The following is an 11,119-nucleotide window of genomic DNA, read 5'->3' as shown; positions in this document are numbered from 1 at the left end:
GCCTGCGACGGGCACGGTCGCCAGACCGGCCCCACCGCCCCCCGAGCATCCCGAGCGGCTGGCGCTGCGGGCCGTGGCCATCGTATTGCCGGTGTGGCTGCTGGCCCTCGGCAATCCGGCGTTCTACATCCCCGCCGTCATGAAGACGGTGGCCCTGGCCCAGCAGAGCACCTCCCTCAATGCCAGGCAGGCGGGCCAGGAGCTGGTGCTCTCGACCCTGGCGGGCGCCCTGCTGGCGTTCGCGCTCTGGATGGGGCTCAGCCTCTGGCCCTCCCTGCTGATGCTGGTGCTGATGCTGATGCTGATGACCCTCTGGCTGGCGCGGCGGCTGGTTCCCCTGGTGGCCAGCCGCTTCCCGCCCTCGTTCTGGAGCAACGCCTGGATCACGGCCCTCATCCTGCTCGGGCCCGCCATCGAGGACAGCGCCACCGGCAAGGATGTCTGGCTCGCGGCCGCCATGCGCTGCGGCCTCTACCTCTTGGTGGCCGGCTACGGCTGGCTCTGTATCTTGCTGCTCGAACAGTGGTGGCCGGTCGGCCGCCCGCTGACGGAATCCCAGTTAGGAGAGTGATATGTTTACGATTTTTCTGGTCGGCATCCCGGTGATCCTGGTCAACATGCTGCTGCAATCCCTGGTCTCCGTCTGGTGCATACGCTTCTACGTCAAGCGGTTCCATCGCCGCGAGGGGGCCCTGGCCGGCATGCTGGCCCTGTTTGGCATCATCACCCTGGTGATGCTCGGCAACCTGGCCCAGATTGGCGTCTGGGGAGCGATCTTCCTGTGGCTCGGGGAGTTCGACACCCTGCAGGAGGCCGTTTACCACTCCGGCGTCAACTTCGCCACCCTGGGCTATGGCGACATCGTCATGAGCGCGCAGTGGAAGCTGCTAGGCCCGCTGGAGGCGGTCAACGGCGCCCTGATGATAGGCCTCTCCGGCGCCTGCATGCTGGCGGTACTGCAGCACCATATCCGCAAGCAGCTCGACGACGCCCCCTCACCACGGTGAGCAACCTTGGTGCGAAAGAGAAGGGCCACTCCATGGAGTGGCCCTTCTCTCTCAGGAGCCGGCTCACCGGCCCCTTAGCACCAGTCCATCCCTACTCGGCGCACGCCATCAGCCAGGTCTTGAAGCCGCCGGAGAGGTTCTTCACCCGAAAGCCGTGCTGGCTCAGCAGGCGGCAGGCCACGTGGCCGCGCAGCCCCACCTGACAGCTGATGAGCAGCTCTTTATCCTTGGGCAGTTCATGGAGGCGACTGCGCAGCTCATCCAGAGGGATGTGCAGCGCCCCCGGAATGCGGCCCAGCTTGTCGAGCTCGGGGCCGCTGCGCACATCCAGCACCTGTTGATGAGGGTGGCGGGCCTGCACCTCGGCGGCGTGACAGAGGAGGGTGTCCCCCTTCAGATGGTTACTCGCCACGAAGCCCGCCATGTTGATAGCGTCCTTGGCCGAGCCGAACGGCGGCGCATAGGTGAGCTCCAGATCCTGTAGATCGAACACGGTGAGACCGGCGCGCTGGGCCACCGCCAGCACGTCGATGCGCTTGTCGACCCCGTCCTTGCCGATGGCCTGGGCACCGTAGATCTTGCCGTCCGGCGCAAACAGCAGCTTGAGGCTGATCGGGTGGGCGCCGGGGTAGTAGCCGGCGTGGCTGCCCGGGTGCACATAGGCCTTCTCGAACGGCAAGCCCAGCTGCACCAGCCGCTTCTCGTTCAGACCCGTGCTCGCCACCGCCAGATCGAACAGCTTGCAGATGGCGGTGCCTTGCGTCTTCTTGTAGGTCTCGCTTCGACCCAGCATGTTGTCGGCGGCGATGCGTCCCTGGCGGTTGGCGGGCCCCGCCAGCGGGATCAGCACCGGCTCGCCGGTGACGAAGTCGGTCTCCTCCACCGCGTCCCCCACCGCATAGATGAAGGGATCCGAGGTGCGCATCCCGGCGTCCACCTTGATGCCGCCGCGGGGTCCCAGCTCCAGCCCGGCCTTGGACGCCAGCAGGGTCTCCGGCTTGACGCCGATGGCGAGGATCAGCAGGCCGGTGTCGAGCCGGCTGCCATCGCTCAGGGTCAGCCGCAGGCCGCCCCCTTGGTCGTTCGCCACCGCCGAGGTCTTCTCTGCCGGCACCGCCAGGCTCTCGATGGCACTGAGGCCGGTGCGCAGGCGAAGATCGATCCCCTCCTCCCGGATGCGGGCGTGCAGCAGGTTGGCCATCTCCCTGTCCACGGGCGCCATCACCTGATCGGATAGCTCCAGCAGGGTGACTTCGAGCTTGCGCTGGTGCAGCGCCTCCATCATCTCCAGCCCGATGAAGCCGCCCCCCACCACGGTGACATGGCGCGGCTTGTCGTGCGCCAGCGCCGCCAGGATGCGGTCCATGTCGGGAATGCTCCGCAGGGTATGCACTCCCGGGCTGTCGATGCCGGGGAAAGGCGGCCGTATGGGGGCGGCGCCCGGGCTCAGCAGCAGTCTGTCATAGGGCTCGCGCCGCTCCTCACCGGTCTGCAGGTTGCGCACCAGCAGGGTCTTGCCGGCCTTGTCTATCTCGATGACGTCGTGAAAGACCCGCACATCCACGTTGAAGCGGCGCTTGAAGCTTTGCGGCGTCTGCAGCAGCAAGGCATCCCGGTCGGGAATGTCCCCCCCAATGTGATAGGGCAGCCCACAGTTGGCGAAGCTGACGAACTCGCCCCGCTCGAACACCACTATCTCGGCCTCTTCGTTCAAACGACGGGCGCGGGCCGCCGCCGACGCCCCCCCGGCTACACCACCCACAATCAGGATCCGTTTCATCTGCAAGACTCCGCTCAACATGAGATGACCAATAAATTAGGCATTTCTAATTTAGATATCAATGAAATTTTGTTTGCCACGGTTTTGCAGTATTCTTGGCCTCCGACAATTGCTCAACAGGATAGTGTCAGTTCATGTCGTCTACCGCGCTCAGCCATCTCCCGACCGCCAGCCAGGCCCCGCTGTTCTTTCGCCTGGATACCCGTAGTCAACGGCTGGTCGCCCTGACCGATGTGATGCAGACCCCGCTCCACTGGCTTGACGAACCCCGCAGCGCCTGGCCGGCCCAGTTGCCGGAAGCCCTGCGCCAGCCCATCGAGCAGCGCCTCGCCAGCGGCAAGGGGGGCAAGCTCCTGCTGCGCTTTGACTCCCTGCTGTGGCATGTCTCCCTCTCTCGCGAACAGGACGCCTTCTGGCTCATCTGCCTGCAGACCCAGCCTCAGGAGAGTGCGGCCAACCTGTCGCTGCAACTGCCGCGCCTGAGTCAGATGGCCAGCCAGCGGCAATACGCCCCCATGCTGGAGAGCCTCAAGGAGTGCCTGGGCGCTGACCGCCTGATCCTCTGGCACTACCAGGCCAATGGCCCCCTCAGCAGCGAACAGCTGACCCCGGTGTTCACCCTGGGGGTGGAATCCGTTGGCGCCATCCGCGGCGACAGCCGCTATATCCGCGCCCTGCGCACCCGAGGCGCCCTGAGCTTCTCGGAGGCGGCGCACCAGCCCATGCTGAGCCAGCACTATTACCTGGCCGATGCCAGCGTCAGCTCCCGCCTGGACGGCGCCCTGCTGGAGCAGGAGAAGCTCGTCGGCGTGCTCAGCCTCGAGTATGCCGAAACCACCCTGATCGGCGACGAGACGCTGCAACTGGTGCGTCACTGCGCCCAGTTGCTGGGCCACTGGCAACCGGAGCCCGTGGCGACGGAGTCTCCGCTCATCCCCTCTCCCGACGGACTGGCCAACAAGACCGGCAGCGATTACTGCCGCGCCCTGGTGCGATGGGCCATGGACGCCAGCGGCGCCACCATCGGCTGGATCGGCGAGTTTCAGCCTCGCGGCCAGGATCTCTGGCTCATTCCGCGCTGCGTGCTGGAAGGGGATACCTTCTCCGCCGTCAAGCCCATGCGCATGGAGGTGGGCCCGGGCCGGGAGATCTACCAGCACGGCCAGAGCCTCTACGTGGAAGACCTGCCCCTACGCTACCCCCAGGCCAGCCAGCTGCTGGCCCTCAATGCCAGGAGCTACATCGGCATCCCCTTCCAGGGCGCAAACGGCCTCCCCCTGGGTCAGCTCACTCTGCTGCTCGCCGGGCCGCTTGCCGACCCCATGCCCCTGCTCGACGCCCTCTACGAGCAGCGTGAGCGGGCCGCCGTCGAGCTGCAGCGCATCGCCAATGACGATGCCCTGCGCCTGGCCGAGGTGGCCTTCAACACCCACGACGGCCTGCTGGTGATGGATCACGGCGGCATCATCCTCAAGGTCAACGCCTCCTTCAGCCGCATCACCGGTTTTGCGGGCGAGGAGATGATAGGCCAGCACATCGACACACTGAGGCCCACCTACTACGGCGACAGCCTGAAAGAGGAGGTGGTCGCCGCCGTCAACCGGCAGGGGTACTGGAGCGGAGAGGAGCAGTGCCTGCACAAGGCGGGGCATCTCTTCCCGGTGCGGCTCATGGTGAGCGGCGTCAGGGATGATCTGGGGGAGCTCAGCCACTTTGTCAGCAGCTTCCACGACATCACCCAGGAGAAGGAGACGGCCCGCCACATCGAGCGCCTCGCCTATTACGACGACCTGTGCGATCTCTACAACAGGCGCAGCCTGAACGACATCATGCAGCGCACCCTGCAGACCCCGAGCGGTCAGTGGGGGGCCCTGCTGCTGCTGGATCTGGACAACTTCAAGTCGATCAACGACTCCCTCGGCCACGCCTGCGGCGACCTGCTGCTCCAGGCCGTCGTGGTGCGCCTCAAGTCCCTGCCCCAGGAGAACCTGGTGCTGGCCCGCACCTCGGGGGACGAGTTCGCCCTGCTGTTCACCGCCCTGGGCCAGGGCTATGTCACCGCCAAGATCCTGGCGGAGCACTTCGCCCGGGAGCTGATGGCGATCTTCCGCCACCCCTTCGACATCGGCGATCACAAGCTGCACTGCAGCGCCTCGGTGGGGATCAGCCTGTTCAGCGATGACGACAAGGATCACCTGATCCTGATGCAGCAGGCCGATACCGCCGTCCACATGGCCAAGCGCGCCGGTCAGGGCAACCACATCTTCTTCAGCGAGGCCATGGCGGAGAGGGAGAAGAGCAAGCTCTCTCTCAATAACCAGTTGCGCGATGCCCTGCGCAACAACGAGCTGGTGTTGCACTACCAGCCCCAGTACAGAGTCGACAACGGCAGCCTCTCCGGCGTGGAAGCGCTGCTGCGCTGGCAGAAGGCCGATGGCACCATGGTGCCCCCCGGCGAGTTCATCCCCATCGCCGAAGAGACCACCCTCATCCAGGAGATAGGTTACTGGGTGATGAAGACCGCCTGCGCCCAGTACAGCTTCTGGCTCAACAACGGCCTGGTCATCCCCCACCTGTCGGTCAACGTCAGCGCCCGCCAGTTCCACACCGCCGGCTTCGTACAGCAGGTGGAGTACATACTGCGGGACACCGGCGTGCCCCCGTCGCGCCTGCTGCTGGAGGTCACCGAGTCCGTGGTGCTGGAAAACCGGCTGGAAAGCATCGCCAGGATCCGCCAGCTCAAGGCCCTGGGCCTGCTCATCTCCATCGACGATTTCGGCACCGGCTACTCCTCACTGGCTTATCTGCGCGATCTGCCCGCCGATGAGGTCAAACTGGATAGAAGCTTCATCCAGACGCTGGTGCACAGCGAGCAGGACAAGGCCATCGTCAAGGCCATCCTGGACTTGGCCAAGGTCTTTCGTTTCACCGTGACCGCCGAAGGGGTGGAGGAAGAGGAGCAGCTCGCCGTGCTCAAGGCCCTGGGATGCCAGCATTATCAGGGCTTCCTCACCAGCAGGCCGCTCCCCGTCAAGGAGCTGGAGCGTCTGCTTGGCGGAGCCCGGCCAGGCTAAACATGTAGGATTTATAGGGCTTTCTGTCATAAAATAACGACCGCTAGTACCCTGTCCGAACCATTGGAGTCGTCTATGTCAGTCATTAACCGGAACCCTGTCGTTGAAACCAAGGGGCCTGCCGACCACGGCGCACAGCGGATCCCCGCCGTTGAAGCCGGCGACGCCAGCAGTACCGAAGTGATTGGCAGGATCCACTCCGTCGAGACCTGCGGCACCGTCGACGGCCCCGGCATTCGCTTCATCGTGTTCATGCAGGGCTGCCTGATGCGCTGCAAGTACTGCCACAACCGGGATACCTGGGACACCCAGGGCGGCCGCGAGGTCACCGTGCCCGAGCTGATGAAGGATCTCACCAGCTATCGCCACTTCATGAATGCCTCGGGCGGCGGCGTCACCGCCTCCGGTGGCGAAGCCATGCTGCAGCAGGAGTTCATCGCCGAGCTGTTCGCCGCCTGCAAGGCGCAGGGGATCCACACCTGCCTGGATACCAACGGTTTCGTGCGCCACTACGACGAGCTGCTCGATCGGGTGCTCGACAACACCGATCTGGTGCTGCTCGACATCAAGCAGATCAACGACGAGAAGCACATCCCGCTTACCCACGTCAGCAACAAGTACACCCTGGAGTTCGCGCGCTATCTGGCGTCCCGCGGCCAGACCATGTGGATCCGCTACGTGGTGGTGCCCACCTGGTCCGACGATGACGAGAGTGCCGAAGGGCTCGGCCAGTTCATCGCCGAACTGGGGGAGTGCGTCGAGAAGGTGGAGCTGCTGCCCTACCACGAACTAGGCAAGCACAAGTGGGACGTGCTGGGAGACACTTACGATCTGGTCGGGATCAAGCCCCCCAGCAAGGAGACCATGGACAGGATCCAGGGCATCCTCGGCAAGTATCACCCCAACGTGAAGTATTGAGACAGGAGGCCGCCCGGCAGAGGGCGGCCTCTTTTCATTGTGCCGCCAGCGCCCATCAGGGCGTTATCACCCGACAGTGACATCCGAGGGAACAGGTCATGAGTGAAGGACAAGTCGCCGCCCTCCTGCTCTGGCTGGTGCTGCTCGCCTTCAGCCTGAACGCCTCCCTGCTGCGCACCCTCCACGCCAACTCGCTCTACCAGCACCTCTGCCTGGGGAGCGCCATCGTCCTGGTACCTCTCTGGACCCTGCGGGCCGGGCTGCACGAGGGGCTGGAGATCCACTTTCTCGGCCTCACCAGCCTGACCCTGCTGCTGGGCTGGCGCCTCGCCCTGCTCGCCCCCTGCCTCACCCTGCTGATCCTCTCGGCCTTCGATGTCACCGAACTAGCGGACATCGGCTGGCAGGCCCTGATCGGCGTCGCCCTGCCGGTGGCCACCAGCTGGCTGCTGTTTCTGGCGAGCTGGGCCTGGCTGCCCCGCCACCTCTTCGTCTACCTGTTCGTGGCCGCCTTTCTCGGCGGGGCGCTCAGCATCTCGGTCAAGGTGATCGCCAGCGCCCTGCTGATGGGGATGAGCGGCACCTACCCCTGGCACACCATCGGCGCCGACTACCTCTCCATCTGGCCCCTGCTGCTCTTCCCCGAGGCCCTGCTCAACGGCATGACCATGACACTGCTCGCCGTCTATCGCCCTCACTGGGTCAACACCTTCTTCGATCGGGAGTATCTGGGGCGCTGATCCTGCTCCGCTGTTCATAAAAAAGCCCGCAATCGCGGGCTTTGTTGTCTTTGCACATCACACGCTGCGGGGGCGCAGGTGGGCGTGCCAGCGGGCCTCCCACTTCTTGAACAGCCAGACGATGGCGAAGGTGAGCAGCATGTAGAGCAGGCCGGCGGTCAGGAACGCCTCGAACGGGCTGTAGTAGCGGGAATTGATGATCCGCGCCGCCCCCGTCAGGTCGACTATGGTGATGATGCCCGCCACCGCCGAGCCCTGCAGCATGAAGATCACCTCGTTGCTGTAGGCGGGCAGCGCACGGCGAAACGAGTTGGGCAGTATGATGCGGGTAAGGGTCTGCCAGCGGGTCATGCCGAAGGCGCTTGCCGCCTCTATCTGCCCCTTGGGCATGTTCATCACGGCGCCCCGCACTATCTCGGCGGTGTAGGCACCGGTGTTGAGGGTGAACGCCAGCAGGGCGCAGAACCAGGCCTCGGAGAAGAGGGACCAGGCCGCGCTGTTCTTCAGCCACTCCCACTGGGCGGCGCCGTAGTAGATGATGAAGAGCTGCACCAGCAGCGGAGTGCCGCGGAAGAAGTAGATATAGGCCCAGATCGGTCCCTTGATCAGCCAGTTGCGGCTGTTGCGCAGTATGCCCATGGGCACCGCCAGCAAGAGCCCCAGCATGAGGGAGGCCGCCACCAGCCAGATGGTGGTGTAGAAGCCCTCCCAGTAGGTGGGCCACTCCGTGAGAATGATCGAGAAATCCATGGCTTACCTCGTCTTGATCGCGTAGTGACGCTCGGCCCACTTGAGCGCCGAGGTAGAGACTGCGGTGAAGATCAGGAAGATCAGCGCCACCGCCATGTAGAAGGTGAACGGCTGCTGGGTCGAGCCCGCCGCGAGCGACGCCTTGCGCACCATGTCATCGAGCCCGATGATGGAGACCAGGGCCGTGGTCTTGAGCAGTACCAGCCAGTTGTTGCCAAACCCCGGCAGGGCGTGGCGCATCATCTGGGGGAAGAGGATCCGCACAAACACCTGGCTCGCCCGCATGCCAAAGGCGCGCGCGGCCTCGAGCTCTCCCTTGTCCACCGCCAGGATGGCGCCGCGGAAGGTCTCGGTCATGTAGGCACCGAAGATGAAGCCGATGGTGGCCACCCCGGCCGCAAACGGGCTGATGTCGATGTAATCCGGCAGCAACGAGACCCACTCCTGGTTCGGATTGCTCTCGAGCAGGTAGTTGTTGTACGCCTCGTTGACCCAGGTGCAGATCCCGTTGATGAGGACCTGACCGCCGAAGAACAGCAGCATCATCAGCACCAGATCCGGGATGCCGCGAATGACGGTGGTGTAGGCCGCCGCGATGCCGCGCGCCCACTTGTAGGGGGAAAGCTTGGCCAGGGCCCCCAGCATGCCGAGCACCAGGGCCAGCAGCAGGGAGGCGATCGCCACCTCCAGGGTGATCCAGGCCCCCTCCAGCAGGGAGGTTTCGTATCCTTTCAAATCAAACATATGCAATGCAGCTCCATCGCAATCGGGCCCGTCACTCCCAGCGGAAGGCAACGGGCCCGATGACTACTGACGGGATCAACCTGTCGTTGTTCGCCTGACGTTGACTTACTCGCCGTACACGTCGAAGTCGAAGTACTTGTCGTTGATTTCCTTGTACTTGCCGTTGGCGCGCAGGGCCAGGATGGCGGCATTGAATTTCTCTTTCAGATCCTTGTCCGCCTTGCGCACCGCGATGCCGGCACCCTCGCCAAACCACTTGGGATCGGTCAGTTTCGGGCCGATGAACTCGAAGGCATCACCGCCCTCTTTCTTCAGCAGGCCGTCGCTGATGGCGGCGGAGTCGGCCATCACGTAATCGACGCGGCCGGACTTCAGGTCGAGATAGGCCTCATCCGCGGTGCCGTAGCGCTTGATGGTGGCATTGGGGAAGTTGTCGGTGATGTAGGTGTCCATGGAGGTGGCACGCTGCACGGCGATGGTCTTGCCATCCATGAAGGCCTTGTCCAGCTGGATCTCAGTACCCTTCTTGGCGGCGAAGCGGGCCGGAATGTGCTGGTACTTCTGGGTGAAGTCCACCTTCTTCTTGCGCTCTTCGGTGATGTCCATGGTGGCGATGATGGCGTCATACTTGCGCGACAGCAGCGCCGGAATGATGCCGTCCCAGTCCTGCTTGATCAGGGTGCACTTCACCTTCATCTCCTCGCACAGGGCGTTGGCGATGTCGATGTCGAAGCCTTTCACCTCGCCGCTCGGCTCGGTCCAGGAGAAGGGAGGATAGGCCCCTTCCACCCCGATCCGCACCTCTTTCCACTCCTTGGCCATCAGGCTACCGGAACACAGGGCCGTCATCACGGCAGTCGCCAGCATCAGCTTGTTCATGTATCTCTCCTTGATAAACACGTCGATCGTTGAAAGTACGGAAATAGCATCCCGTCCATCAATAGATGGAGGAGATGAATTGCTTGAATCGCTCCGACTTGGGATGAGCGAAGATCTCCTTGGGATTGCCCTCCTCCTCCACCCGCCCCTGATGCAGGAACATCACCTTGTTCGACACGTCGCGGGCAAAGGACATCTCGTGGGTCACCACCATCATGGTGCGCCCCTCTTCCGCCAGCTCGCGCATCAGGCCGAGCACCTCGCCCACCAGCTCGGGGTCGAGGGCCGAGGTCGGCTCGTCGAACAGCATCACTTCCGGCTCCACCGCCAGCGCACGGGCGATGGCCGCCCGCTGCTGCTGGCCACCTGAGAGGTGCCCGGGGTAGTAGTCGCGTCGCTCCCAGAGCCCGACCCGGTTGAGCAGATGCTCCGCCTTGGCGATGGCCTCGGCACGGGGCACCTTGAGCACCTGGATGGGCACTTCGATGATGTTCTGCATGATGGTCATGTGCGACCAGAGATTGAAGCTCTGAAACACCATGGCCAGCCGGCTGCGGATACGCTCCACCTGGCGCATGTCCTCCGGCAGCCGCTCGCCGGAACGACTGGTCTTCATCCGGATCAGCTCCCCATGGAGGGAGACGCTGCCCGACGAAGGGGTTTCAAGCAGATTGATACAGCGTAGAAAGGTCGACTTCCCCGAACCCGAGGAGCCGATGAGGGAGATCACATCTCCCTTGTGGGCCGTCATATCGATGCCCTTGAGCACTTCGTGGGTGCCAAAATACTTGTGCAGATCACGAACTTCCAGTGCGGCAACGTCGCTCATCCATTACAACCTTGTCTGTCCCTAGACGCCGCTTCGGCGTGACACCACCACCGGAACATTTAACAAAACGTTAACCGATGGCAACCTTCAGCGAAAATATCATTCAGGTAGTTAAAAAACAATACAGAACCGAGGTATTTGGTGGTTTATCTGTATTTTTATTGGCCTGACCGGTATTTTTCAGCACTTTGTCTGCATAAAATGCATTTTTTGTCACCGGTGCCATACCGACCTTTTATACCCGCAACGCACTGGTGGCAAGAATATTCCACCATCCACGCCGGATGTCACCCAAAATGACTTTATTCATCCGGCATAGTCACCACCGTCGCACAATTTTACGGGGATGGAATTGATTTTACTGGCGATGTGCCCCCCATCCCCGGACCTTGCCCCTC

9 protein-coding genes and 1 pseudogene are annotated in these 11,119 nt (G+C 63.4%); 5 read left to right on the top strand and 5 right to left on the bottom strand.

Annotation, left to right across the window (positions count from 1 at the left end; genetic code table 11):
* Together BN1132_RS20145 and BN1132_RS18165 are read left to right on the top strand one after the other, a co-directional pair.
* A pseudogene (locus BN1132_RS20145) lies at positions 1–571 on the top strand (hypothetical protein); the annotation flags it as partial.
* Position 572: 1 nt separating this feature from the next.
* Positions 573–1,007: an ion channel gene (locus tag BN1132_RS18165; RefSeq protein WP_042079233.1), complete on the top strand. Its 435-nt coding sequence runs from the start codon at positions 573–575 to the stop codon at positions 1,005–1,007.
* Between the two features lie 91 nt (positions 1,008–1,098).
* On the opposite strand, the gene BN1132_RS18160 is transcribed toward BN1132_RS18165, so the two are convergent.
* Positions 1,099–2,787, bottom strand: a complete 1,689-nt coding sequence (locus tag BN1132_RS18160; RefSeq protein WP_042079234.1) for an FAD-dependent oxidoreductase — start codon at positions 2,785–2,787, stop codon at positions 1,099–1,101.
* A gap of 134 nt (positions 2,788–2,921) precedes the next feature.
* Between BN1132_RS18160 and BN1132_RS18155 the strand changes: the two genes are divergently transcribed.
* The 3 genes from BN1132_RS18155 (at position 2,922) to BN1132_RS18145 (ending at position 7,519) form a co-directional block, all read left to right on the top strand.
* On the top strand, positions 2,922–5,861 hold the full coding sequence (locus BN1132_RS18155; protein ID WP_042079232.1) for a putative bifunctional diguanylate cyclase/phosphodiesterase: 2,940 nt from the start codon (positions 2,922–2,924) through the stop codon (positions 5,859–5,861).
* Positions 5,862–5,936: 75 nt separating this feature from the next.
* Positions 5,937–6,779 (top strand): pyruvate formate lyase 1-activating protein, encoded by an 843-nt coding sequence (gene pflA / locus BN1132_RS18150; protein ID WP_084203104.1) that lies wholly within the window; start codon positions 5,937–5,939, stop codon positions 6,777–6,779.
* Positions 6,780–6,877: 98 nt separating this feature from the next.
* Complete coding sequence (locus BN1132_RS18145; protein ID WP_042079230.1) at positions 6,878–7,519, top strand: energy-coupling factor ABC transporter permease; 642 nt, start codon at positions 6,878–6,880, stop codon at positions 7,517–7,519.
* Positions 7,520–7,576: 57 nt separating this feature from the next.
* On the opposite strand, the gene BN1132_RS18140 is transcribed toward BN1132_RS18145, so the two are convergent.
* The 4 genes from BN1132_RS18140 to BN1132_RS18125 all read right to left on the bottom strand — a co-directional run bounded on the left by BN1132_RS18140 (position 7,577) and on the right by BN1132_RS18125 (position 10,721).
* Complete coding sequence (locus BN1132_RS18140) at positions 7,577–8,269, bottom strand: ABC transporter permease (RefSeq protein ID WP_042079229.1); 693 nt, start codon at positions 8,267–8,269, stop codon at positions 7,577–7,579.
* Between the two features lie 3 nt (positions 8,270–8,272).
* A complete protein-coding gene (locus tag BN1132_RS18135; RefSeq protein WP_042079228.1) occupies positions 8,273–9,013 on the bottom strand; it encodes an ABC transporter permease in 741 nt (246 codons plus the stop codon).
* Positions 9,014–9,118: 105 nt separating this feature from the next.
* Positions 9,119–9,892: an ABC transporter substrate-binding protein gene (locus tag BN1132_RS18130; RefSeq protein WP_010674268.1), complete on the bottom strand. Its 774-nt coding sequence runs from the start codon at positions 9,890–9,892 to the stop codon at positions 9,119–9,121.
* 58 nt (positions 9,893–9,950) lie between these two features.
* Positions 9,951–10,721 carry an ABC transporter ATP-binding protein gene (locus BN1132_RS18125; RefSeq protein WP_010674267.1) on the bottom strand — a complete coding sequence of 257 codons (771 nt, stop codon included), beginning with the start codon at positions 10,719–10,721 and terminating at the stop codon, positions 9,951–9,953.
* Positions 10,722–11,119: the final 398 nt, after the last annotated feature.

This window comes from Aeromonas sanarellii (genome assembly GCF_000820085.1).
In the GTDB taxonomy this organism is placed as follows: Bacteria; Pseudomonadota; Gammaproteobacteria; order Enterobacterales; family Aeromonadaceae; genus Aeromonas; species Aeromonas sanarellii.
The sequence above is the reverse complement of the archived record's forward strand: the minus strand, read 5'-3'. Positions and strand labels throughout refer to the sequence as shown.

Bases quoted from the DNA above. Each gene is read 5' to 3' on its own strand.
- BN1132_RS18165 (WP_042079233.1), top strand. From the start codon at position 573: ATGTTTACGATTTTTCTGGTCGGCATCCCGGTGATCCTGGTCAACATG.
- BN1132_RS18160 (WP_042079234.1), bottom strand. From the start codon at position 2,787: ATGAAACGGATCCTGATTGTGGGTGGTGTAGCCGGGGGGGCGTCGGCG.
- BN1132_RS18155 (WP_042079232.1), top strand. From the start codon at position 2,922: ATGTCGTCTACCGCGCTCAGCCATCTCCCGACCGCCAGCCAGGCCCCG.
- pflA (WP_084203104.1), top strand. From the start codon at position 5,937: ATGTCAGTCATTAACCGGAACCCTGTCGTTGAAACCAAGGGGCCTGCC.
- BN1132_RS18145 (WP_042079230.1), top strand. From the start codon at position 6,878: ATGAGTGAAGGACAAGTCGCCGCCCTCCTGCTCTGGCTGGTGCTGCTC.
- BN1132_RS18140 (WP_042079229.1), bottom strand. From the start codon at position 8,269: ATGGATTTCTCGATCATTCTCACGGAGTGGCCCACCTACTGGGAGGGC.
- BN1132_RS18135 (WP_042079228.1), bottom strand. From the start codon at position 9,013: ATGTTTGATTTGAAAGGATACGAAACCTCCCTGCTGGAGGGGGCCTGG.
- BN1132_RS18130 (WP_010674268.1), bottom strand. From the start codon at position 9,892: ATGAACAAGCTGATGCTGGCGACTGCCGTGATGACGGCCCTGTGTTCC.
- BN1132_RS18125 (WP_010674267.1), bottom strand. From the start codon at position 10,721: ATGAGCGACGTTGCCGCACTGGAAGTTCGTGATCTGCACAAGTATTTT.